This window comes from Candidatus Pelagibacter sp. HIMB1493 (assembly GCF_052047995.1).
In the GTDB taxonomy this organism is placed as follows: Bacteria; Pseudomonadota; Alphaproteobacteria; order Pelagibacterales; family Pelagibacteraceae; genus Pelagibacter.
In genome coordinates, this window is record NZ_JBNAIP010000001.1 from 856,262 (window position 1) to 881,289 (window position 25,028).

The 25,028-nt window shown below is 26.6% G+C and carries 25 protein-coding genes and 1 other RNA gene; 4 read left to right on the forward strand and 22 right to left on the reverse strand.

The features are described 5' to 3' along the window. The 19 genes from ACTTBK_RS04610 to ACTTBK_RS04700 all read right to left on the reverse strand — a co-directional run bounded on the left by ACTTBK_RS04610 (window position 1) and on the right by ACTTBK_RS04700 (window position 20,175). Window positions 1-840, reverse strand: a complete 840-nt coding sequence (locus tag ACTTBK_RS04610) for an outer membrane protein assembly factor BamD (protein WP_440618793.1) — start codon at window positions 838-840, stop codon at window positions 1-3. 45 nt (window positions 841-885) lie between these two features. Next, complete coding sequence (lpxC, locus tag ACTTBK_RS04615) at window positions 886-1,806, reverse strand: UDP-3-O-acyl-N-acetylglucosamine deacetylase (RefSeq protein ID WP_440618794.1); 921 nt, start codon at window positions 1,804-1,806, stop codon at window positions 886-888. A 64-nt stretch (window positions 1,807-1,870) separates the two neighbouring features. Further along, window positions 1,871-2,575 (reverse strand): hypothetical protein, encoded by a 705-nt coding sequence (locus tag ACTTBK_RS04620; protein ID WP_440618795.1) that lies wholly within the window; start codon window positions 2,573-2,575, stop codon window positions 1,871-1,873. Then, window positions 2,568-3,242, reverse strand: a complete 675-nt coding sequence (locus tag ACTTBK_RS04625) for a cell division protein FtsQ/DivIB (RefSeq protein ID WP_440618796.1) — start codon at window positions 3,240-3,242, stop codon at window positions 2,568-2,570. The genes ACTTBK_RS04620 and ACTTBK_RS04625 overlap by 8 nt, the downstream gene beginning before the upstream one ends. After that, entirely contained in the window at window positions 3,223-4,137 is a 915-nt protein-coding gene (locus ACTTBK_RS04630) for a D-alanine--D-alanine ligase (protein WP_440618797.1), read from the reverse strand. The genes ACTTBK_RS04625 and ACTTBK_RS04630 overlap by 20 nt, the downstream gene beginning before the upstream one ends. 1 nt (window position 4,138) lies before the next feature. After that, window positions 4,139-5,044 carry a UDP-N-acetylmuramate dehydrogenase gene (gene murB / locus ACTTBK_RS04635; protein ID WP_440618798.1) on the reverse strand — a complete coding sequence of 302 codons (906 nt, stop codon included), beginning with the start codon at window positions 5,042-5,044 and terminating at the stop codon, window positions 4,139-4,141. Further along, entirely contained in the window at window positions 5,041-6,438 is a 1,398-nt protein-coding gene (gene murC, locus ACTTBK_RS04640) for a UDP-N-acetylmuramate--L-alanine ligase (RefSeq protein WP_440618799.1), read from the reverse strand. Before murC ends, murB begins: the two co-directional genes overlap by 4 nt. Next, a complete protein-coding gene (locus ACTTBK_RS04645) occupies window positions 6,428-7,492 on the reverse strand; it encodes a UDP-N-acetylglucosamine--N-acetylmuramyl-(pentapeptide) pyrophosphoryl-undecaprenol N-acetylglucosamine transferase (protein WP_440618800.1) in 1,065 nt (354 codons plus the stop codon). The genes murC and ACTTBK_RS04645 overlap by 11 nt, the downstream gene beginning before the upstream one ends. Before the next feature lie 3 nt (window positions 7,493-7,495). Beyond that, window positions 7,496-8,614 (reverse strand): FtsW/RodA/SpoVE family cell cycle protein, encoded by a 1,119-nt coding sequence (locus ACTTBK_RS04650; protein WP_440618801.1) that lies wholly within the window; start codon window positions 8,612-8,614, stop codon window positions 7,496-7,498. Continuing rightward, window positions 8,604-9,887 (reverse strand): UDP-N-acetylmuramoyl-L-alanine--D-glutamate ligase, encoded by a 1,284-nt coding sequence (gene murD, locus ACTTBK_RS04655; RefSeq protein WP_440618802.1) that lies wholly within the window; start codon window positions 9,885-9,887, stop codon window positions 8,604-8,606. Before murD ends, ACTTBK_RS04650 begins: the two co-directional genes overlap by 11 nt. After that, window positions 9,887-10,972: a phospho-N-acetylmuramoyl-pentapeptide-transferase gene (gene mraY, locus ACTTBK_RS04660; protein WP_440618803.1), complete on the reverse strand. Its 1,086-nt coding sequence runs from the start codon at window positions 10,970-10,972 to the stop codon at window positions 9,887-9,889. The genes murD and mraY overlap by 1 nt, the downstream gene beginning before the upstream one ends. Further along, entirely contained in the window at window positions 10,973-13,816 is a 2,844-nt protein-coding gene (locus tag ACTTBK_RS04665) for a UDP-N-acetylmuramoyl-L-alanyl-D-glutamate--2,6-diaminopimelate ligase (RefSeq protein ID WP_440618804.1), read from the reverse strand. It abuts the gene before it with no gap. Between the two features lie 2 nt (window positions 13,817-13,818). Then, entirely contained in the window at window positions 13,819-15,507 is a 1,689-nt protein-coding gene (locus ACTTBK_RS04670; RefSeq protein WP_440618805.1) for a peptidoglycan D,D-transpeptidase FtsI family protein, read from the reverse strand. Continuing rightward, a complete protein-coding gene (locus ACTTBK_RS04675; RefSeq protein ID WP_440618806.1) occupies window positions 15,504-15,812 on the reverse strand; it encodes a cell division protein FtsL in 309 nt (102 codons plus the stop codon). The genes ACTTBK_RS04670 and ACTTBK_RS04675 overlap by 4 nt, the downstream gene beginning before the upstream one ends. Next, window positions 15,809-16,819, reverse strand: coding sequence for a 16S rRNA (cytosine(1402)-N(4))-methyltransferase RsmH (gene rsmH, locus ACTTBK_RS04680; RefSeq protein WP_440618807.1), 1,011 nt, complete (start codon window positions 16,817-16,819; stop codon window positions 15,809-15,811). Before rsmH ends, ACTTBK_RS04675 begins: the two co-directional genes overlap by 4 nt. 18 nt (window positions 16,820-16,837) lie before the next feature. Next, complete coding sequence (ftsZ, locus tag ACTTBK_RS04685) at window positions 16,838-18,313, reverse strand: cell division protein FtsZ (RefSeq protein ID WP_440618808.1); 1,476 nt, start codon at window positions 18,311-18,313, stop codon at window positions 16,838-16,840. Window position 18,314: 1 nt separating this feature from the next. After that, complete coding sequence (gene mraZ / locus ACTTBK_RS04690) at window positions 18,315-18,782, reverse strand: division/cell wall cluster transcriptional repressor MraZ (protein WP_440618809.1); 468 nt, start codon at window positions 18,780-18,782, stop codon at window positions 18,315-18,317. 263 nt (window positions 18,783-19,045) lie between these two features. Beyond that, window positions 19,046-19,402: RNase P RNA component class A (rnpB, locus tag ACTTBK_RS04695), an RNA gene on the reverse strand. Between the two features lie 41 nt (window positions 19,403-19,443). Further along, entirely contained in the window at window positions 19,444-20,175 is a 732-nt protein-coding gene (locus ACTTBK_RS04700) for an N-acetylmuramoyl-L-alanine amidase (RefSeq protein WP_440618810.1), read from the reverse strand. Window positions 20,176-20,279: 104 nt separating this feature from the next. On the opposite strand from ACTTBK_RS04700, the gene ACTTBK_RS04705 reads away from it, so the two are divergent. The 4 genes from ACTTBK_RS04705 (at window position 20,280) to ACTTBK_RS04720 (ending at window position 23,266) form a co-directional block, all read left to right on the forward strand. Further along, window positions 20,280-21,086 (forward strand): MlaA family lipoprotein, encoded by an 807-nt coding sequence (locus ACTTBK_RS04705; RefSeq protein WP_440618811.1) that lies wholly within the window; start codon window positions 20,280-20,282, stop codon window positions 21,084-21,086. A gap of 17 nt (window positions 21,087-21,103) precedes the next feature. Next, a complete protein-coding gene (locus ACTTBK_RS04710) occupies window positions 21,104-21,688 on the forward strand; it encodes an MlaC/ttg2D family ABC transporter substrate-binding protein (protein WP_440618813.1) in 585 nt (194 codons plus the stop codon). A 6-nt stretch (window positions 21,689-21,694) separates the two neighbouring features. Then, a complete protein-coding gene (locus tag ACTTBK_RS04715) occupies window positions 21,695-22,165 on the forward strand; it encodes a hypothetical protein (RefSeq protein ID WP_440618814.1) in 471 nt (156 codons plus the stop codon). Between the two features lie 153 nt (window positions 22,166-22,318). Next, window positions 22,319-23,266: a tyrosine-type recombinase/integrase gene (locus tag ACTTBK_RS04720; RefSeq protein ID WP_440618815.1), complete on the forward strand. Its 948-nt coding sequence runs from the start codon at window positions 22,319-22,321 to the stop codon at window positions 23,264-23,266. Here ACTTBK_RS04720 and ACTTBK_RS04725 read toward each other — a convergent pair. Genes ACTTBK_RS04725 through ACTTBK_RS04735 form a run of 3 tightly spaced genes read right to left on the reverse strand, consistent with a single transcriptional unit; the run spans window position 23,263 to window position 24,925 of the window. Then, a complete protein-coding gene (locus ACTTBK_RS04725; protein ID WP_440618816.1) occupies window positions 23,263-23,556 on the reverse strand; it encodes a hypothetical protein in 294 nt (97 codons plus the stop codon). The genes ACTTBK_RS04720 and ACTTBK_RS04725 overlap by 4 nt on opposite strands. Then, window positions 23,546-24,004 carry a hypothetical protein gene (locus ACTTBK_RS04730; RefSeq protein ID WP_440618817.1) on the reverse strand — a complete coding sequence of 153 codons (459 nt, stop codon included), beginning with the start codon at window positions 24,002-24,004 and terminating at the stop codon, window positions 23,546-23,548. Before ACTTBK_RS04730 ends, ACTTBK_RS04725 begins: the two co-directional genes overlap by 11 nt. 24 nt (window positions 24,005-24,028) lie before the next feature. Beyond that, on the reverse strand, window positions 24,029-24,925 hold the full coding sequence (locus ACTTBK_RS04735) for a DUF3427 domain-containing protein (protein WP_440618818.1): 897 nt from the start codon (window positions 24,923-24,925) through the stop codon (window positions 24,029-24,031). Between the last annotated feature and the right edge of the window lie 103 nt (window positions 24,926-25,028).

The following is a 25,028-nucleotide window of genomic DNA, read 5'->3' on the forward strand; positions in this document are numbered from 1 at the left end:
TTAATCAAAAAGAGATTTTATTTTACTGTAAATTTTACCTTTAGACTCTTTTTTTAAACTTTTTTTATCATTTATTTTATATTTTTTATTAAATAGACTATATGACTGCTGATACCACTTTGAAGATTTATAGTTATATCCTAATAAAACGGCATATCTTTTAGCTTCTTTTTCCAATCCTAAAATATAGTGAACCTCAACAAGTCTATGTAATGCTTCCTCCACATAAATTGTATCTTCATATTCGTCTATGACCTTTTTAAATCTATTAATAGCTGGTATCCATTTTTTTTTTTCAAAGTAATATCTTCCAACATACATTTCTTTTGCGGAAAGAATGTTGTTAATTAAGTCAATTTTAAATGATGCATCTAAAGCATAATCAGAGTTAGGATATTTTTTAATTACAATATTAAATGTTTTTTTTGCATTAATTATAGATTGTGTGTCTTTTGTTTCATCAACAATTTGCTCAAAGTAACAGACTCCTAATAAGTAATAAACATAATTTAAATTTTTGCTTAAAGGATATACTTTAATGAATCTTTCAAGTTCAGCAATTGCATCTCCATAATAATCTTGAGCGTAATATGAGTACGCAGCCATCAATGCTGCTCTCGGAGCCCACTCTGATTGTGGAAAAAGTTTTTCAGCTTCATTAAATTTTTTTGCGGCAAATAGAACATCTCCACCTTCTAAAGATTCTCTTCCCTCTTTGTATGCCTCATATACCTGTAGCTCTAAACTTTTCTCTTTAATTATTGACTCTTTAACTTCTTCTTTTGAACAAGAGGTTGTAATTATAAGCAATATTAAAAGGAGAAATTTACTACTCTTCATTAATTGATTTATACTTTTTTAACTAGAATTTGAAAGTTATCTTTTCTAAGCAATAGATTTTAAAAAATTTTTATTAATTAATGCGTGTGGCAAATTTTTTTCTTTAATTTCTAATAAAGAAAAATTTTCTTTGTTTGTTAATAATTTTCTTAACAACTGATTTGTTAAATAATGCCCACCTTGAGAGCATTTTACACTACCAATAATTCTATACCCGGAAGTATATAAATCTCCAATGCAATCTAAAATTTTATGATTTACAAACTCTTTTTCATTTCTTAATCCTTCTGAATTTAAAATTTCATCATTCTTTACAACAACCGCGTTTTCTAAACTTCCACCCTTAGCTAAACCATTTTTTTTTATCTCTTCTATATCCTCATAGAGACAAAATGTTCTAGAATTATATACTTGAGAAAGATCATCTTCATAAATTTTAAATTGATTACTTTGATTTCCAATTATCTTGTTTTTATACTTTATTTCAAAATCAATATCTAAACTTAATGTTGATGGTTTAATATTTATAAATCGATCACCTTCAGAAAAAGTTACCTCTTTATTTATCTTAATTATTTTTATAGGTGCCTCGCTTGAAACGATTCCACCAGAAACTATCTTTTCAATAAAAATTTTTGCAGATCCATCTAAAATCGGAACTTCTTCATTGTCTATTTCAATCAAAGCATTGTCTATTCCTAAACCAAATAATGCACACATTAAATGTTCGATAGTTGAAACTTTAACTCCAAAATCATTTTCAATAGTTGTATTTAAAGATGTATTGGTGACATTCATAAAATTAGGGAAAACCAAATTATTTTTTTTTATATCTACTCTTTTGAAAATTATCCCATGGTTCGGTAACGCTGGTTTAATGCAAACACCAACATTCAAACCACTATGAAGAGAAATACCGCTAAATGAAATATTATTTTTGACTGTTTTTTGAGTTAAATAAGACACACTAGGCTTTTAGTTTGATTACTAAAGAATTTAAAAACAACTATTATTACGATAAAAAACAGAATTAGCTAAATAATTGAAAAAATTTTTCAAAAAATCCCTGCTTTTTTTTTGATTTAGTGGTTATTTTAACCTCATTTTTATTTAATCCATTAAGCAAGTTGTTTACTTTAATTGAAATATCTAATTCTTCGTCTTGGAAAAAATTTTTTACATAATTTTTTTCTAAATAATTAATAACTTGAATTTGGAAATTCTTTAAAATTCTTTCAATTTGAATTAAGATTAAATTTGGAATAGAAATTAATTTAACCTCTAAACATATTTCATCATTAATAATTTCATTTTGTAATGAATGATAACTTACACCATCAATTTTATATTTATTTATCACCATGTGTATGAGTTTATGTTGATTATAACTTTCTATAAATAAATCTTTAATATCTGTAAGCATACTTTCTAATATTACGTTAGTTACTTCTCCAGAATAATTTTTTTTTTTTATAGCAATGTTAGAGATAAGAATTGATTTATTTTCAATTACTACATTTATATTGTTTACAAAATTTCCTGCTAATTTTTCAATTTTAAAAATATTGTTTTCTAAAAATTCACTTAAAAGATTAAAGTCTAGATTTTCTGTGTCTTCTCTAAACTTAAATTCTTCGTGATATATATTTTTATAATTTTTCAAATCTAGTAAAAATATTTCAAACTTTCCATACGAAATAATTAAATTGGTTTCAAAATCTATTTCTTTATTCATCTAAAATTATTATTTGATTTTTTATTCTAGCATCCACAATTTTTTTATTTTCCAATTTAATATTTTTTATAAAAATTGATATTTTGTCTAAAGTTTCTTTTTCAATTTTTTCAGGTAATTTAATTACTATGTTATTATAAAATTTTAAATCCCATCTATTTGATTTAAAATAATATAAAGATTTTATTAGTGAATAATCAAGATTTGAATGATCAATAATTTTCTTAAATTCTAGTGCCTTTTTTATCTCTGGATTTCCAAAAATGTATGGCAGTTGATTTTTTGAATTATTGTCATTAGATAATTTGCCATTATCTCCAATTAAAAAAAACTTTCCATTTTCATTAATCCTGGCAATAAAACTTGTCTTCTTAATATTAATATCAATTGAATAAGGGTATTTTTTTATAACATTATACTCTTTAACTAATGAATTTGTTTCAATTATATTTTGAAATTTTTTTTTATTAATAAAAAAAATATTTTTTAAATCTAAATTATTTATATTATAAAGTAAGTTTTTTTGATCATTTTCTTCTAAACCAAAAATATTTATGTTTTCTACTTTTTTTAATTTAAAATCATTTATTGAATTATTATTTATTGAACCTACTAAAATTAATAAAAAAAAGTAAATTAATATTTTTTTACTTTTTCTTTGATGCATCTTTTAAAATCCATTCAATTAATTTCAAAAAGCTTATTCCCATATAAGAAGCTATTTCAGGGACGAGAGACAATTTTGTCATACCTGGTTGTGTGTTAATTTCTAATAGATAAAATTTTCCCTTAAAATATTTAAAATCTGAACGAGTTACACCAGAACAACCAATAATCTTGTGTGCCTTAAATGCAATATTCAATGCTTGATTTAATTTTTTATTTGCTAAATCAACAGGAATTACATGTTTAGTTTTTGCATTTGAGTTGTACTTTGCTTGATAATCATAGAAAGCTCTTTTAGGTTTTAATTCAATTGCTCCAAGTTTTTTATTGCCCATAATTGCTACTTGAATTTCTCTTCCTCCAATAAATTCCTCAATCAAAATTTTTTTGTAATCTTTTAATGATTTAACTTTTTTTGTTAGATTAGATTTGTTGCATATAAAAACATTAACACTTGAGCCCTCATTTAAAGGTTTTATTACAACAGGAAATTTTAATTTTGACTGAATTTTTTTTATTAAGGTAGATGATTTATAACCATAATTATAAACAAAAAATTTTGGTGTATTAATTTTATTTTTTATAAAAACTTTTTTTGAAATTTCTTTATCCATAGCTATAGATGAAGCAACAACACCAGAATGGGTATATGGAATTTTAAATTTCTCTAAAATACTTTGGATATATCCATCCTCTCCAAATTGACCATGCAATGCATTAAAAATTATATCAGGTTTAAATTTATTGATATTTAAAGATAAAAATCTATCTGGTTCAGAAATCTGAATTTTATATCCATTTTTTTTCAACTCTTTGGCAACCTGTTTACCAGTATCAAGACTTATTAATCTCTCCTTTGATATTCCACCTGAAAGTATTAGTATTTTTTTTTTCAATTTATTCTAAAATTTTAATTTCTGTTTCTAACTTTACACCTGTTTTCTCAAAGACATTTTTTGAGACATATTCGATCAAATTCTTCATGTCTTTAAATTTAGCATTACCTTTATTTACAAAAAAATTACAGTGTTTTTCTGAAATATATGCATCACCAAAAGAAATATCTAATGGAACAGACTCTTTTATTAGTTCCCAAACCTTTTTTTTAGATTGACCTAAAGGGTTTTTAAAAGTACTTCCGCTGGTTTTAATTCTTGTTGGTTGTGCATTTTCTTTTTTTTCTTTTAAAAAATTCATTTCATTTTGGATAAATTTTTTTTCTTTCTTAAAGCCTTTAAAGGAGGCACTTAAAAAAATGAGGTTATCAGATAAACCACTATCTCTGTATTTAAAATTTATATCTTTTGCAGGTATAGTTATTACCTGACCAAATTTAGTAACTGCTTGTATCGAAACAAGAACATCTTTAAATTCTCTATTGAAACATCCGGCATTCATTTTAATTCCACCACCAACTGTACCTGGTATACAAGACAAAAATTCAAAACCACCTAAACTATTTTCTAATGCAAATTCTGATAATGCTTTGTCACTAACAATACTTCCTGCAATAATGATATCATCTGATAGAACTGATAAATTATTAAAATTATTTGCAAGCTTGATTACTACACCATCATATTTGTCGTCAGTTATTAATGTGTTTGATCCTCCACCTAAGACAAAAATATTTTCTTTATTTTCTATAATTTTTAAAAATTTGATTAAATCTTTTAAATTATCTGCTTTAAAATAAATTTTAGCTTTACCACCAATATTAAACCAATTTTTTTTTTTTAAATCACAGTCTAGCTTTAGGTTTTGACCAAACTCTTCTGACAGTTTTTTCAAATTAGTATTCATTTTAAATATTTGGGTAATTCTCTCATCCAACTTGAAATTGAACCAGCACCCATACCAATGACAATTTTTTTTCCATAAATATTACTTTTTAAATATTTTGCTAATTGAAATTGATCCTCGATCATTAACAATTCAACCCTCGAATTTTTGATAATTTGTTTTGCAAAACTAAGATAACTAAATCCGAGTTTCATTTTTTCACCAGCATTATAAATTGGAAATAAAATTACTTTATCAGCATCTTTAAAAGCGAAACTAAACTCTTTTTTTAAATCTTTTACTCTTGATATTCTATGTGGTTGAAAAATACATATCTTCTCATAACCTTTATAAACTTTCATCACCCCATTAAGCACCTCTCTTATCTCAGTTGGGTGATGTGCGTAGTCATCAAAAAAATCAACATTATTAAATGAAAAAATCTTGTTAAATCTTCTTTCAACACCTTTAAAATTTTTTAGTCCTTTTTTTATATCAAATATTGATATTCCAACAGTCAACGATACCGCAAGAGCAGCAACTGCATTTTTAATATTATGATTTCCAAGTAGAGGGATTGTTATATTTTTTAAATATCGATTTTTTTTATTTGGTAATTTTATTAATAAATCAAATTTTGAAAATTCTTTAAATTGATTTATATTTTTTATAGAAAAGTTCGATTTAGAATCTTCACCGTATGTATAAAAATTTTTTTTTTTAATTTTTTTTATTAGATTTTTGTTATTCTTATCATCTAAACAGATAAATGATTTTCCAAACGATGGAACCTTCTCAACAAAATCTATAAAATATTTATTCAATTTTTTCATCGAATTATAAAAATCCATGTGCTCTCTATCAATGTTAGTTATGATAGAGTATGTTGGTGGAATAAATATAAAGCTGCCATCAGATTCATCTGCCTCTAATATAGACCAATCACTTTTACCCAATTTTGCTGTATTTTGTATCGAATTTATAATTCCTCCATTAATAATAGTTGGGTCTATTTTTGTATTCTGAAAAATTGATGCAATTAAAGAAGTAGTTGTTGTTTTACCGTGAGATCCAACGACAACAATATTTTTAGAGAGAGACACAATGTTTGCTAGCATTTCTCCTCTTTTGTATATTGGTAGACCTTTTGATTTTGCTTCAATTAATTCTGGGTTGTTGTTTTTAATTGCTGAAGAAACAACCAGAATTGTAGCCTTATTTATATTCTGTTTTTTATGTCCAACGTAAACTTTGATTTTTTCTTTTCTAATCCTATTAATATTTTTATTATTTGAAATATCACTACCTTGAACTTTAAAACCTTTTCTCTTCATTATCATTGAAAGGCCACTCATCCCTATCCCGCCTATACCAACAAAATGAATAACCTCTGATTTAGCTAATTCAATTTTCATTTAAAATTTCCAATAAATTTTGATTAACATTATTCCAAGTATTTTGATAATTTAATTTTTTTAGATTTTCTTTTTTTGCAATATAATTTTCATCTTTCTTTGATATTTTCAACAATAATTCTTCAAATTTATTTTTATCAAATTTTTTTTGATCAATTATCCAACAACAATTTTTATCATAATAATATTTAGCATTTTCATATTGATGATTATCCTTGGAACTAGGAAGTGGCACGGCGATAAAAGGAATATTCATTAACGACATTTCAGCCAAGGTTGAAGCGCCTGACCTTGATATACATAAATCAGACTGTTTCATGAGTTTATTTAAATTTTGATCAAAACTAAAAACATTACTTTGTATGTTATTAATTTTATAAAAATTTTTTAAGTAGTTTATGTTTTTTTCACTAGTTTGATGATTTACATTAATAATGCAAGATTTTGAAACAGTCAAAATTGATTCATTAATAAGAGTATCAAAAATTTTAGCTCCTTGACTACCTCCAATAATCATGATGGTAAACAAATTTACATCTTTTTTTAAATCTGACTCATAATATTTTTTTCCTATGAAAGGTTTTGAAATTTTTTTCTGGTTTTCAAATTTTTTTGGATAATTTTTTAAGTTTTTTGAATAACAAATTAATTTTTTAGAAAAATTTAAAAAAAATTTATTCGCTCTTCCTAAAACCATATTTGGTTCAATTAAAAAAATTTTAATATTTAAAATTTTTGCTGCTAAACACAAAGGTAAAGACATGTACCCACCTGTTGAAATTAAATAAGAAATTTTTTCTTTTTTTAATATTTTTATAGAATTAACTGTTAATATTAAGACTTTAAATAATATAAAAGGAAATAGTATTAAACTATTAAGCTTTGGTGTATCTATTAAAATAGATTTACAATCATTTTTTTCTAAATATTTTAATCCTCTAGAATCTGACGATATTATAACATCATATGTTTCTTTCAAATGGTCATAAATTGTAATTGCAGGAATGACATGTCCTCCAGAACCTCCAGTGGAAATTAATACTTTTTCTTTCACCTGTTATATTTTTCTTTTTGTTAAGTTTAAAATTATTCCAGCTAAAATTGAGGTACTTACAATTGAAGAGCCACCATAACTCAAAAAAGGTAATGTCATTCCAGTTGTTGGAAATAATCTTATATTAACTCCAATATGAATTGTGGCCTGCATAAGAATTAAACTTACTGATCCAATTAGAATAAGTTTATTTTGCTCCTCAGTTTCAAAACTTATTTTTTTAAAAACCATATAAATTAGGACTAAAAACAAAATTAAGATTAAAATTATGGCAATCACACCAAACTCTTCAGAAATTACTGAAATAATATAATCAGTATGTGCCTCCGGTACTCTATTTTTTAGTGTTCCTTCTCCTATACCTTTTCCAAAAAAACCTCCACTTGTTATTGACTCTATTGCTTTATCTGATTGAAAATTATGAGTACCTGTTTCTTTATCGAAAAATGAAAAAATTCTAGCTTTAATATAATTAAATTTTGGTATGTAAATAATCATATAAGACAACAAAATTAATCCAATAGAGGTGATTGTGAGCAAAAAATATAAATTAATACCTGAGCAAAATATCAAAACAGCCCATGAAAAAACTACTAATAATGTTTGACCAATGTCTGGCTGAATTATCAGTAGCAAAGAAACTAAAGTCATTAAAATTGTTGATGCTAAATATTTGAATAAAATATTAGTTTCATTTTTACATAAAATAATTGCAAGAATTACAATCAAGAAAGGTTTAACTATTTCTATGGGTTGAAATCTTGGTAAAAAAAATAAATCGATCCATCTCCTTGATCCCTTAACTTCTATGCCAATTATAGGAACTAAAAACAAAGAGAGTAATGAAATAAAAAAGAGAATTATTGAAAATTTATACAATTTATCTTGATTTAAAGATGAAAAAATAAAAATAAGAATTACTCCAATAATTAAATAAATTAAATGCTTAAAAAAAAAGAAATAATTATTGGTATCTAATTTGTCTGAAGCTATGAGTGATGTTGATACTAAAGAGAAAAAAAGTCCAATAGTAAATAGAATACTAACTAAAAACAATAAAGGTTTGTCAATATTTTTCCACCACTGGTAATAAAATTTATAAATTATGCTATTACTTTGCATATATTAATTTTTTAACTATTTTATTGAAGTAATTACCTCTATCTTCAAAATTTTTAAAACTATCAAATGATGCACCAGCAGGACTAAAAAAAATTATATTTTTTTTAATTTCTTGATCTTCTATCTCTAAGAAAATTGCACGTAAAGTTTCATTTAAAGTTTTATATTTTTTAACCTTTAATTTATCTCTCAAAACTTTATGAAACGTATTTCGATATGAACCAAAAACGAATGCTTTTATATTTTTGCATTTTATTTTAGATAATTTGAACTTATCATTTTTTTTAGGTATTCCTCCCAAAATCCAATAAACATCATTCAAATTATTTAATATATTTTCTGAAGAAGCAAAGCTTGTTGATTTAGAGTCGTTTATTATTGTTAAATTTTTTTTATCAAAAACAATTTGTTGTCTATAATTAAGACCTTTAAAATTATTAATTGTTTGGATTAATCTTTTCTTAGAAAGTTTCAACTTACATGCAATTTCAAAAATAAATGAGAGATTTTCTCTATTACCATCGGAAGCAAAGTATTTATTGCTAATCTTATTAATTATGTTTTTCAAATTTGAGATATCAACTTTATAAATTTTTGACTTAAATTTATTTTTTTCAATTTTTTTTGAAATTAATGAATCATTTTTTTTAACGTACGCAAAATTTCCCTTAACTTGAGACTCAATTAATTTAAATTTTGCATTAACGTAATTTTTTAGGTTCTTATGTCTTTCAATATGATCAGCTGAAATATTTAGAATTAAGCTATATTTTGAACTAAAAATCTTTGAATAATCAAGCTGATATGACGAGGCTTCAATCACAAAAATCGTTTTTTTTGTTATTTTTTTCTCTGCAAGTGCTGGATTTCCTATGTTACCGATCAATCGAGCATCTTTTTTCTGATCAACCAAAGCATCATGTAGTATTTTTGCTGTGGTTGATTTTCCGTTAGTACCTGTAATTGTTATGCTCAAATTATCATAAAAAGAGTACAAAACATCAAGATCTGTATAAATTTTTTGTAAATTTTTTTTCAAGAAAGTCGATAATTTACATTTTGAAATATCTATTCCTGGACTAATAATAATTACATCAAAACTTATTTTTGAAATTTTACTTAAACTAACTAATTTTTTATTTATTTTTGAATTGTCATCAAAAAGATAAACATCTGCTTTTTTTTTTAAAAATTTATATGAGGATATCCCACTTTTACCTAATCCATATATTAATATTTTTTTTCTTAAAAAAATATTTTTTCTATTTCTCATTATCTTAATTTTAACGTAGCAAGTCCTATCATTGCTAAAATTATTGAGATAATCCAAAATCTGATAACTACAGTTGACTCAGGCCAACCTTTTTTCTCGAAATGATGGTGTATGGGTGCCATTCTAAAAATTCTTTTTCCTGTAAGCTTAAATGAAATTACCTGAACCATTACGGAGACTGCTTCTAAAACAAAAAGACCTCCCGTTATCGCTAAAACAATCTCATGTTTTGTTATAATACCTACCGCTCCTAAAGAACCACCTAAAGATAAAGAGCCTGTGTCTCCCATAAAAATTTTAGCTGGAGGAGCATTAAACCATAAAAATCCTAAGCAGGCTCCAATAATTGCTCCACAAAAAATAGCAACTTCACCTGTTCCTTCAATATAAGGAATTTGTAAATAATTTGAAAAAACAATATTTCCAGTTACATAGCTTATAAATGCAAAACAAGCTGCTACCAATATTACTGGTACTGTTGCTAAACCATCCAGACCATCTGTAAGATTTACAGCATTAGAAGAACCTATTATTACAAATACAGCAAAAGGTAAAAAAAACCATCCAAGATCAATTATTAAATTTTTAAAAAAAGGAAAATATAAATTATTTAAATCTTGATAATCATTCAAATAGACAAACAAACTTACTCCTAATAAAGATAATATAATCTGTGCGATTATTTTAAACTTTGATGAAATACCAGAAGAATTACTTTGCTTAATTTTTTTATAATCGTCAAATGCACCTAGTAATCCAAATGAAATAGCAATGTATAAACAAAATAAAATATTATTATTTGATAAATCTGCCCATAAAATAACCGAAATTATTAGGCCAAGTAAAATAATAATACCACCCATTGTTGGAGTTCCAATTTTTTTAACTATGTGATCTTCAGGCCCATCATCTCTAATTGGATTAAAAATTTTTTGATTTGAAAAAAATTTTATAAAAGGACCTCCAATAAACAAAACTATTACTAATGACGTAAAAAAGGATAAACCCGTTCTGAAAGTTAAATATTTGAAGACGTTTAAAAAGCCGAAATTATCAACAAAATTTAATAGAAACTGGTATAGCATTTAATTTAAACCTTTTATTTCATTAACTATCTTATTGAAACCTGTCGCAAGTGAGGCTTTAATCATTAAATAATCCTTGTTTTTAATATCATTTCTAATCAAATCATTGATCTGAGAATTGTTACTTAATATTTTGCCTTTTTTACTATTCAATATTTTTTTATATATTAAAGAGGCCATTTTTCCTTTAACAAAAACCTTATCAATTTTAGTTTGATTTATTAATGGAGCAATAGATTCGTGAAGTCTTTTTGAATAACTTCCAAGCTCCAACATGTCTCCAAGCAGCAAATATTTTTTAGACTTGTTTGACTTTATTTTATCAAAATTTTTAATAGCAGAACTTAACGATAGGGGGTTTGAGTTATAACTTTGATCAATTAAATTTATTTTTTTATTATTTATTTTTATAATTGAATGGTCCCCTCTTCCATCAGGAATTTTAAATTTTAAAAAAATATTTTTATTTAAATTAAATATATTTGAATTCACACTAATAACAGCTAATGCAGATAGAATATTATAAATATTGTTTTGATAGTCATCAGAGATTATAAAATGTTTAATTTTACTCATAAATTTAATCTGAATTTTAAAATTTTTTCCAAAGGATTTAATATCTATTAACTTAATATCTGCTGTTTTACTTTTGATACCAAATGAAATTAATTTAAGATTTTTCTTTTTAGAAATTTGCTTATGAAGCTTAAAAAATTTATCATCTGCATTTAAGATAATAGAACCATTTGATTTAATATTATTTATAATCTCTGATTTTGCTAAGGCAATCTGTTTTATATTTTTAAAATTTTTTGCATGGGCATAATTTATATTTGTAATAACTCCAATATTTGGCTCTATTATTTTTGTTAGATAATCAATCTCACCCTTTTTATCCATTCCTACTTCTAAAACTCCATATTTATCGTTTTCTTTAATATTCAGAAGACTTAAAGGAACTCCAAATTTATTGTTATAAGACTTTGGTGATATGCTTGTATATGAAATTTTTCCCATCACACTTCCCAATAGTTCCTTAAGTGTTGTCTTCCCACAACTACCTGTGATAGCTATAATGTTAGTGCTTATATTTTTTCTGTATACTTTTGAAACATTTGTTAAAAATTTTAAGGTGTTTTTAACTTTTATCTGCTGTTTAGTATCAAGATTATTTTGAATTTTGTTTACAATTGCTAATGATGCTTTTTTCTTAAATGATTGTGAAACAAATTTATTTCCATCATTTACTTTTCCTCTGATAGCAAAAAATACATCGTTCTTTTTTACTTCATTAGAATTAATTCTTGCCTTATTTATAGAAATAGACTTTGATAATTTTTGAGTTTTAGAAAGTTCTTTTATAATATTTATCTTTAGTTGATTAGACAAATTCTTGTTTTTTTTTTGGATTTCAATTAGGATTTTTTTTCTATCAGAGAATTTGATTTTCTTTTTACCAATTTCTTGTATGTTTTCGTGGCCTTTTCCTGCAACTAATAAAACATCTCCACTTTTTAAATTTTTAATGGCCTTAGATATTGCTATTGCTCTATTAGAAATTTCTTTAATTTTCTTAGCATTGATGCCCTTTTTAATATCTTTTCTTATATTCACTGGGTTTTCATAACGTGGGTTATCATCAGTTAGATAAATATTATCTGCATAAATACTTGCTATTTTACCCATTTTCATTCTTTTGTTCTGGTCTCTATTACCCCCACAACCAAATAAAAGGTTTAGCTTTTTATCAGGAAATTGCTCCTTAATATTTAAAAGACAAACTTTTAAAGCATCAGGAGTATGTGCATAATCAAGAATAACAATTGAATTATTTTTAATTGTTCCAATTTTTTCTAATCTACCTTCAACTGGTTTTAATTTTGGTAAGACTTGTAAAATATTTTCAAAATTTAAATTACTTTTTTGTGCTGCCATTGCAGCCATCAAAATATTTTTTATTTGAATTTTACCTATTAAATTTAAATTAATTTCCTTAATTAAATTTTTATGTTTAAATTTGATTAGTTGATTTTCATTATCATATCTATGAGATAATATTTCAAAATTACTTTTCTTTTCATTTATTGCTGATAATTTTAATTTTTTCTTTAAAGAGATTTTCTTAATTGTTTTATATTGAGGTATATTTTTGTCTGTAATTATATTTCCTTTTTTTTCTATTAAATTCTCAAATAAATAAAGTTTTGCTTTTAAATAATTTTTTAAATTTTTATGATAATCAAGATGATCTTGTGATAAATTTGTAAAAATTCCAGATTTAAAATTTAATCCATCTAATCTATTTTGCTTTAGTCCATGACTAGAAGCTTCCATTATAACATTTTCAATTTTTTCTTTTTTTAATTTTTGTAAGATCTGACCTAATTTAATAGGATCAATTGTTGTATTAAATAAATTTAAGTTAATATTTTTGGATTTGACCCCCAATGTTCCAATTGAGGCAACTTTTTTTTTATTTAATTTCATTATTTGAAGATAAAATTCAGCAACTGAAGATTTTCCATTGGTTCCTGTAACAGCTACTAAATTTTCTGGTATTTTGTTATAAATTTTAAATGAGACTTCTGCTAATAATTTTCTTATATTTTTTGTTCTTATAAAGAAAATTCCTTTACGAAAATCTTTTATTTTTTGTTCAGTTACAATTATTTTAGAACCTTTTTCTATGGCTTCAGAAATGAATTTATTTCCATCTATACTATTTCCTTTTATAGCAAAGAAAATATTATTTTTTTTTAAAGATCTAGTATCAAAAGAGATACCTGAAAAAAATATTTCTTTATAATTTTTGTGGATTCCATCAAAATAATTTCCAAGAAACATTGTTAGTAAACCTGTATATATTTTGTGGCTAAAATAGGCCCAATCTTATCAATAATTTTACCTACAACTTCCACTGATGTCCAGCCAGCACTATTTTTTAAAGTTCCTCTCCATCCTCCATCTCTATGTCTGTATTTGTAATAATAGTCTTTTGATTTTTGAGGATCGTCGAACATAACAATAAATACAAATTTAGGTTTTGAAGTTGGAAATACTGATGCAAAAGTATTCACTTTTCCTTCAGAATATTTCCCATTTAAAACTTTATCTGCAGTGCCTGTTTTTCCACCAATTTCATAATTTGGTACATCAGCAAATTTAGCTGTGCCCTCATCTGTATTAACAATTTTTCTAAGTGTTGTTACTACTTGATCTGAAACTTCTTTTCTAATTAATCTTTTTCTTTTTATCGATGTATCTTTTCTGCTGATTAAAGTTGGTGAAATTTCAAAACCACCATTAGATAAAATTGAATATCCTTTAGCTAATTGAAGAATAGTTGTAGCTATCCCATGGCCATAAGATGCTGTAGCTAATTTACATTTTTTAAATTCGTAACTATTTTGTGGAGCTACTTCTTCAATGTCAAAATTAATGTTTTTTAAAACTCCTATTTTTTCTAAAAAATCTTTAAATTTTTCTGGCCCAATTTTCTGAGCAATTCTAACTGAACCAATATTACCTGACCTAACTATAATTTGTTCTGCGGTTAAACTTGAAGGTATATCGTCATCGTATTCACCTATGCTAAATTTGTCACAACGTATAGATTTTGGTAAATCTAAAAATTCAGTGTCTGGTTCAATTAAATTTTGATTTAATGCATTGGCATAAGTAAATATTTTAAATACTGATCCCAATTCATAAGTACCTTTAGTAACTCTGTTGATATAATTTACATCTTTTATATTTTTTCTTTCATTTGGATTAAAATCAGGCAATGAAACTAAAGAGAGTATATTACCGTTATTAACATCCATTAAAATTGCTGCACTTCCTTTGCTTTTAAAAATTTCCTGATATTTTAATAATTCTTTTCTAATTAAAAATTGAATGTCTTTATCAACAGTTAATTTAATTGGTTCTCTAGATGATCTAAGTTCTTCATTTAATGATTTTTCCAAACCTGAAATACCATTATTGTCATTATCTATTTGTCCTAAAATATGACTAAAAAGATTTTTCTGTGGATACATTCTAAGCACTTTTTCTTCTGGGATAAGAGATTTATCTCCCAACTTCATAATTTGCTCATATTTTTCTTCTGAAATTTTTTTCTCTAAATAAAAAAACTTTTTGTTTTCTATTTTTTTTTCAATTTCTTTAAAATCTTTGTCTGGGAAAATAATTTTTAGACTTAACAGTAATTTTTCTTTACTAATTATGTCTGAAGTTTTAAGACCAACATCAACAGACTTAACGGTTTTTGCTAAATAATTTCCATTAATATCTAAAATATCTGCTCTATAAAGATCACTACTGAAAGGAAGTTTGTTGCTTGTATTTTCAATTTTTGACTCTCGAGATCCTAAATGAATTAAATGTATTGTGTATATTGAAAAAATAACAAAAAAGACAAAAAAAATAAAAGCAACTCGATTAAATTGAATATTTAATCCAGTATGACTTTTTTTATAAACAAAATCATTTTTGTGATCTTCAATTGTTAATCTTTCTTTAAAATTGCTCATTTTTCCTTAGTTATTTTATAATCCTCCGATTTATTTACATTTTTTGAAATATTATAAATTTTAATATCTTCTATTCTTTTTTGAACTAATTGATCTTCAAAATATAAGGATTGATACTCTAATAATTTTTCAGCAGAACTTAGATAATCGTATTCCAACTGAATATTTTCTAAATCTGATTTTAAAAGTCTTACACTTTCTTTATAAGCAAATATTTTATCTTCAATTTTTTTTGTAGTATTTTTGATAATTGCTGTAGTTAAAACTAAAATTATAATTGTTAATGCTAGTAATAATTTTTTCAAAGTTTATCTCCAAACTTTTCAATTTCTAAAAAATTTTTAAATTTTTCCTCTATATCTGTATCAAAGTTAAAAAAATCACTTTTCTTAATTGCATATCTTAGTTTTGCAGATCTCGAAGGAGGATTTTCTTTTATCTCAAGATCAGATGGAGTAATTGGTTTTTTTTGACTTAAATTAAAAAGAGTTTCTTTTTGTTCTATAATAGGTGCGTATCTCGAAATACTTTTATTTTGTGAAAGGCTTTTAAAAAAATATTTAACAATTTTATCTTCTAAAGAATGAAACGTAACAACGGCTAAAACACCTCCCTTTTTTAGTACTTTTGTAGCATTTATCAGTCCAAAAATTAATTCACTAATTTCTTTATTTACAAAAATTCTAAGAGCTTGAAAAACTTTAGTTGAATTATGTACTTTAAAATTTTTTCTTATTTTTGATTTATCAACAATTTTAATTAAACCCTGTGTATCAATTTTCTTATTTAATCTTTCTTTTACAATATTTTTAGAAATATATTTTGCATCTTTTTCATCCCCAAAGTATTTAAAAATTTTCTCCAACTCTTTTGCATCAAGTTTATTTATAGCATCAGCAGCTGAATAGTTATTTAAACCCAATTGCATATTTAAATCTGTCGTTGAGTTGAATGACAATCCTTTTTTAGGATCTTTCATTTGTGTTAATGAATATCCTAGATCAAAAATAACACCTTTGATATTTTCGTTTTTAATTTTTAAATTTGTTAATTGACTAAATTTTAAATTTTTGAAAATAAATCTATCTTCAAAATTTTCTAAAATTGAGTTTGCAACTTCTTGACTTTCAATATCCCTATCAAGTCCTATTACGTTTGTATTTTCAAACTCTAATATTTTTTTTGAATATCCACCTTGACCAAATGTACAGTCTATAAATGTGCCACCATGTTGAGGGGTGATAACGCTAATAATTTCTTCTAGCAGTACTGGATAATGTTTTTGTACATCCGGTACTATGGTGGCTTCCATTTATTTCTTTGAAGACCATTAATTTTTTTGTCTTCTTAGGAAAGCAGGAATTTCAAGATCGTCTTCATCTCCTTGATCATCAGAATTTAACAAATCTGAAGGAGAAGAGTTTTCGCTTTCAGAGCTAAATAAATCTGGCGAATCTGAATCTACACCAAATTCCTTAAGATCATTTGATGGTTCTTCTTGATTATTTTCATCATGATTTTTTTCTTCAAATGTTTCTACTGCTTCTTGAGTAAACGATTTTTCCATTTCATTTACAGTGCTTTCTTCGATAATGTTTTCTGTTACTACACTGTTTTCTGTAGCAAAATTTTCGTTCATCATGTTATTTTCAACACTTACTTGCTCTTGTTCTTGAACCATTTCATTCTCAACCTTAAGAGCGTTAGCACCATGAGTAATTGGGCTTGATGAGTTTGAAAAATTAAATGCTGGAGAGCCCATATTTGAAAAATCAGAGTAACCTGGATTACGATTTTGTATTCTGTGCACCATATTTACCACTGATTTAGACTCAGGTTGTTGACCATCTAATGAGGTTGCAACAATTGAAACTCTCATTTTTCCGTCTAAGTCAGCATCAGTTATTGCTCCTATGATTAACTCAGCTTCTGGATCAACCTCTGCTCTTACTTTGTTAACTGCTTCGTCAACTTCAAAAAGTTTTAAGTCTTTACCACCAGTAATATTTACTAGTAAACCTTTAGCACCCTTCAAAGTATAATCGTCAATTAATGGATTGCTAATCGCCATCTCTGCAGCTTTAAGAGCTCTACCTTCACCTTCAGCTTCTCCAGTGCCCATCATTGCTTTACCCATTGAAGCCATTACAGTTTCAACGTCAGCAAAATCAAGATTAATTAATCCAGGTCTTACCATTAAATCTGTAATACTCTGTACTCCATGCATCAAAACATTATTTGACAGATTAAAAGACTCTTCAAAAGTTGTTTGTTCATTTGCAATTTTAAATAAGTTTTGGTTTGGAATAACAATTATAGTATCGACATGTTTTCTTAATTCTTCCAATCCTTGTTGTGCTCTTCTCATTCTAGAGGGGCCTTCATATAAAAATGGAAGAGTCACAACACCTACAGTTAAAATATTTAATTCTTTAGCAGCTCTAGCGATGACGTGAGCAGCACCAGTACCGGTTCCACCACCCATACCAGCTGCAATAAAAACCATATTTGCGCCTTGAAGTGTATTTACAATTTCATTCAACGACTCATCGGCAGCTGCTTGTCCAATGTCTAATTTTGCACCTGCACCTAAACCTTTTGTTAAATTTAATCCGATTTGAATTCTAGTTTTTGCTTTACTTAACTTTAAGTCTTGAGCATCTGTATTTACTGCAATAAACTCTACTCCTTGAAGTTTGTTATCAATCATTTCATTTATTGCGTTTCCTCCGGCCCCACCTACTCCTAAAACTAAAAGTCGTGGCTGAAGTTCTTTTATCTCTGGTGCTTTAAAGTTAATTGTCATCTTATTTCCCCTCATTATTGTTAAAGTGTTTTTCCCATTTAAGACTTGCTCGATTTAAATTTGCTTTTTTTCTTGCTGATGTCTTAAATTTTTCAAATGCTGTTGGTTCCCAAATTTGAAAGGTTTGACCTTGACCAACAAACAACATGCTATTTTTTATTTTTGCATGTTTTAATAATTTTGATGAAAGAGAAATTCTACCTTCACTATCAAACTGTAAATTAGTGCTTTCGGCTAATATTGATGTTGCAAAATAATCTCTTTTTTCCTCAAAAGGATTTAAAGAGTCTATCGCAGAAGAAATTTTTTCAATTCTGTCTTGAGAACATGCTTCTATCGAGGAATTATTAAAAGATGGATAACAAATTACTCCATTATAACCTAAATTCGACAAATGAGATCTGAAGCTAGCAGGCACAGATACTCTCCCCTTTTTGTCCAATTTGTTCTCGTAAGTAGATAAAAACATGTATTTTTAATTTTATAAATTCCATAAATGGGAATATTTGGGAATATATGGGTATTTAAAATGATAGTCAAATGTTGATTCAACGCTCAATTAAAGTCATTTTTTGAGGAAAATTTAAAATAATGGTTTGAAATTGACGAGCTCTTTCATTTATTTGTTTGCTGAGATAATAAGGATGCGTATTCAAGCTACATTTAAATTTATACTTCTAGCTATAAAGATAATTATATTAATATTTTATTTTTTCGTTCTTTAAACTGTGAAGTGCCAGATAAACTATAAGCCGGGTTCTGTCATTTAAACTTATCATTTGTCTAGGCTTAAGATCACTCTTAAGCTCAAGCAACTAACCCTGATGACTAGCCAAGGACGGCTTTTAGTTTTTCAACAATGTCATCTCTACTTAGTCTTGCTCCCAGTGGGGTTTTCCAGCGTTCATTGTTACCAATAGAACCGGTGCGCTCTTACCACACCTTTTCACCCTTGCCATGTTATGGCGGTTTATTTTCTGTGGCACTATCCCTAGAGTTTCCTCCGCCAGGCATTACCTGGCACTGTGTCCTTGTAGAGCCCGGACTTTCCTCTTTAAAATAAATTAAAGCGATAAGTCATTTATCTGGCAGAGTGAACTTATAATTAAACTTAAAAATTACAAGACAATTTAATTAAACTTTTTTATTAGATTTTCGCTTATTAACAAACATTCTTTATCAATTTTCCCATCTATCAATTCTTGTCTAAATCTTCTTTGAAATGCAACAGTGATATTTTTGATGTATTTATTTTTATTTATTTTTGAGTTCTTAGGATATCCAATTTTATAAAGATTGTTTATAAATTTTAATTTGAATAAATTGTTTATATTCAAACTCCTGCCTTTTTTTATTTTATTTAAGTCTAAATTATGCCAGTTTCCAATTTTATGTTTTGATAAGAATTGCCATGGAAATTTTTCACCTGGATCTTTTTTTCTATCTGGAGCTATATCAGAATGACCCAATATACAATTGGAGGGAATGTTATATTTTTTAATTAAATATCTTGTCAATTTTAACACAGAATAAATTTGTTTTTTTGAAAATTTTTTATACTTAAACTCATGACCAGGATTATTTATTTCAATTCCAATAGAATTTTTATTTAAGGATTTAAACTTTTTCCAACTAGAAACACCTGCATGCCAAGCAGTATATGAGTCAGGAACCATTCTTAAAATTTCACCATTATTTTTTATAAAGTAATGACAACTTACTTTGGACTTAATATCTAATAATTTATCAATAGCTTTTTTCTCATTTTTCATTCCTGTATAATGAAAAATAATGAAATTAATTTTATCTAAACTTCTTTTTTTTAAATCAAAATTAGGTGAATAATTTGGATTTATTTTCATGCTCAATTTGGGGTCTATTTTCAACAATTATTAAACACTTTATCGACATTTTTCTAATTTAAAAAACACTTTAATATAAAAATTTATATAATATAAGATGAGCAATGATTAAAAAAATCTTAATAATTTCTGTTCTAATTTTCCTACAAGGATTTAATGCCTATGCTGGATCAGATGGAGAAGTCACTTTAAAGAAAAAAAAAACTGAGCAAGTAACAAAAACTAGAGACTGCTTTGAAAAATTAAATAGAACAACTTTTTCATTTAACCAAGGTCTTGATAGAACATTGTTAAAACCTATAGCAGAGGGATATAGAAAATTACCAGAGGGAGTTCAAACAGGTACGAGTAATGTTGTAAGAAATTTATCTAATTTGATAACAATACCGAATAATGTTTTACAAGGTGATATTAGAAATGCATTTGTTAATACGGGTAGATTATTGGTAAATAGTACCATAGGAATTTTGGGAGTAGTTGATGTTGCTAATAAAATGGGATTTCCAAAATATGAAAGAGAAGATTACGGCCAAACGTTAGGTAAATGGGGATTTGGACCAGGTTGCTATCTTGTTCTTCCAGTGCTAGGACCATCTACCGTTAGAGATACCGCAGGATCATTTGTTAATGTATTAGGTGGAGACCCTTGGTATAATGCCTCTACTCATGGTAACAATGAATTTTTGAGTGAAGGAGTTTATTTGGCATCTAAAGGTATAAGTGGTATTGAATTTAGAGCAAATAACATAGAGTCACTTGAAAACCTTGAAAAAAATTCAATAGATTTTTATGCTTCTATCAGGAGTTTATATTTACAAGATAGAGAAAATAAAATTAAAAATCTTCAAAGAGGAAACTTAGAAATAATTTTTGAAGATGATAATGGCTGGGAAGAAATTGAAAACAAATAATTAATTATTCTAATAAAATGAAAAAATTACTTATATTGTTGGTCTTGTTTAATCTCAATTTAACAAACAGTTTCTCGGTAGAAGCAGATGTTTTTGTTCAATCTACTGTAAATAGAGCTGCTGAAACTTTAAGCAGTGGTTTAACAAAAGAAGAAAGAATGGAAAAATTGAAATCAATAGCTTTAGATACAGTTGATATAAAAGGTATAGGTTTCTATTCACTTGGAGCACATAGGAAAAGTGCATCAGACCTACAAAAAAATGAATATGAAAAAGTATTCACTGAATATTTTTTACAAAGTTTCTCAAGTAGATTGGCAGAGTATTCTAATCCAATTATAAACGTAGACTCAAAGAAAAAAATAAATGATAATTATACTATAGTCTCAAGTACTCTTGCGGCGACTGATAAGAGGCCAGCTGTCAAAATAGATTGGAGAATATATACAAAAAATAAGGACCAACCACTTATTAGAGATCTTATTATTGAAGGATTAAGTTTAGCAAGAACTCAGAAAGAGGAATTTAATTCAATTATCCTTAGCGCTGATGGTGACATCAATGCATTAATTTCAAAATTAAGAGATTTTTCAAATAGCTAATAAATTTTGAAGATTTCAACTAAATCAATACTTTTAATTTCAGCTGTAACTTCTTCATTTTTTTTAATTTACACATCTTACAAAGGAATAATTTTATACTTTGTTAGCCAAGCATTAGAAGATACTTTTGTGGGTGGAAGTACATCTGATATTTCAATGTTTTTGTGGTTTGCAATTTCTGGAATTTTAACAATCCTGACTTTCATGTTTCTGTTTTTTTTAAAAATAAAAGACTTAAAAAGTCAAAAAATAATTGTTATAGGTTTAACAGTTTTTTGGTCTGCAATTTCAATATTTTTAATGCTTATAAATTTCTCAAATTTTTGGATTTCTTTACTTACCTTAAGTGTTGGTGTTCTTTCATTTTTAGCAATAAAAAATCTTAAAAAGACAATAATTGCTGAATTAAATAAAAAAGGTTTAACTGATAAAGAAATATATCTTTTGCAGAAACTAGCAGGGATTTCAAAAAAATAACTTTGGTGGGCCCGCCAGGACTCGAACCTGGGACCAATACATTATGAGTGTACTGCGTGAACCCTTTTTAACGTTATAGTATCTAACTAATTTAATAATAGCAATTCCATTTACACAATTTCGAACACACTCGCTAACAAGAAAGGATAAAAAATGGCGACAATTCGAAGACGAAATAACAAATGGCAAAGTATAGTACGAGTGGTTGGATATCCGCAACGTACACAAAGTTTTACAATGAAAGCTGATGCTATTGCTTGGTCAAAGCAGATTGAATTAGATATTCAACGAGACCTGCACAATCTTAAAAAAATAAAATATCCTACATTCAAAGAATGCTTGGAACGTTACAGAGATGAAATCATTGTAACTAAACGTTCTAAAGAAATGGAATCAAGGCTCGTTAAGTACATATTAACCGAGGGTTTTGTTAATTTTCCAATTAATAAAATTGATTCTTCAATGCTTGCTTCATACAGAGACAGAGCTTTAAAATCTCTTAAATCAAGTTCCGTTAATAGACGTTTAGCAATCATTTCACATATGTTCTCAATTGCTCTTAAAGAATGGGGTTATAACCTTGATAATCCTGTGCTGCATATCAGACGACCTGTAAATCCTGAACCAAGAGATAGACGATTTACAAAGGAAGAGCTGCATAAACTGCTACGTGGAAATAGAGCAGATCCACATATGAAGTTTATAATTGAGTTAGCTTTAGAAACTGCAATGAGAAGATCAGAAATTGCAAACATTAAACCTGAACATTTTACAGGAACAATGTTGAAGATTATAAAAGCAAAAGTAAAACCTCGAACAATACCTTTAACAAAAAGAGCACAGCAGCTGCTTAAAGATAATTTGCCTATACGTAAAAGTGCTAATGCAATTTTAATGATGTGGAAAAGATTAATGAAACATTATGAAATTGAAGATGCACATTTTCACGATTTAAGGCACGAAAGTATCTGCAGATTATTTACTGACAAGAATTTATCAGTACCCGAAGCGCAGGTTATAAGTGGACATTTAGAGCCTAGAACATTGTTAAAAGTGTATGCAAACATCAAAGCAGAGGACATTGTGCATAAGCTTGGTTAATTTTTGATAAGCTCAATTATGTAACAAGTTTGATCTTTTGAAAGACCTATTGATCGACAACCTACATAATCTTCAAGTTTTTTTAAAACATAAGCTGTGGTTGTTCCTCTAGTTTCTTGAAGGACAATACTATAACCCTGGTTGATAAAATAACTAACATTACGGTTAGAATGTATCTTATTTTTAGTATTAATTTTAAAATCCTCAAATGATGGAGTTGCAGATATAGAATTAGAGATAAAAAATAGACTGATTATTAAAGCTGATATTAATTTTTTTTTAATACTCATCACATTTATCGGTGTCAGTACTACTAAAACCGCTTTTTAATGTTGTTTCAACATTCCCTGTTTTGAGATAAAAAACAAATTCTTGGGTACCTTCAAAAGTATTGTCACCAGAGTATAATTTTAAAGGTTTAGTTGTTACAAAATCCTTTGTGTATGCTTTTATTTTGACAATATCTTGGTCTATTTTGTTAGCATTTATTTTGATATTATTGTTTTGCATAGCTTTCTTTTTCTTAACGAAATCATCTGACCAAATAGTTGTTCTGATTACATTCATTTTTTTTAAGTCTATTTCAAACATTTGATTTTCTATAATTGATGTCGCTTTTTGATGCTTAAAACTTTTAAATTCATCTGGTGACCAACACTTATCAAAATTAATTATTTTAGCTTGAGTACTAACGCTGAATAAAAAGAAAAAAAATAAACTTCCTAAAAATTTTTTCATAATCTTAGGTTATCAAATATGAAACTATTCAACCAGTTCAAATTTTTTATATCTTAAAAATTTAACGTTATTTACAACATCTAAAGACAATCTAATGTTTCTATCTTCCTCTAAAGCTATTATTAATCCTTTAACTTCCTGATTTTCTGTTGCTAAATTCTTTTTTATCCAGCCCATATATCTAGTAATTTGACCAACTACCTCATCACTCGCCTGTCCTTTTTTTAATTCAATAACTAACAATTCAGATTTATCTTTTTTAACCGCAAGAATATCTAAAGGACCTGAACCAGCCCAATTTTGACCAGGCTTACCTGTAGATTTATTTGGAACTAAATCATAGTTTTCAGACAAAGATATCTCATCCCAATTCTTAATCATAAATTTTTCTAACTCTTTTTCTTTTGCATAAGCAGATGATTTTGATGAAATTGTTTTTGTTATACTTGCTGGAGTTTGATCTACAGGAGTGATTATTTCTTGAATTATCTCTCCTGAATCTTGGATGTTTAATTGTAATTCTATAGTTTCAGAGTCGTTACCTTTACCATCTTTACAATAAACTCCATCCTTATAACTAACTATTTTTCCAATACCTAAATATGTAAATGCTGGATCTTTAGTATCCCATCTTGCAAAAAAATAAGGGGTTAGTTCGCCACTTAATAATTTTTTAAATGTGGGTTGATTAGAATGAGATTTAGGTTTTCCATACCAAACAATTTGCTGGGTTTGATTGTCATAATAATTGTTGAAATCGTGACCTGTTTTTCCTGGTACACCAATGTTCATAAATATAATGAGTTTATCTTCAACTCTTACATATCCAGTATCCCATTCTCCACCTGCTGGTCTTCCTGTTTCAGGCAAACAAATCCAACCAACATCTACTCTTGTATATTTAGAACCTTTTTTAAACATATTAAAAATTTACCAAATCTAAATACCTTCGACAACACCCTGAAACTAAACGTTAAGACTGCGAATTAACATACATAGTCACAGCTATGGCTGCTAGTTCTAT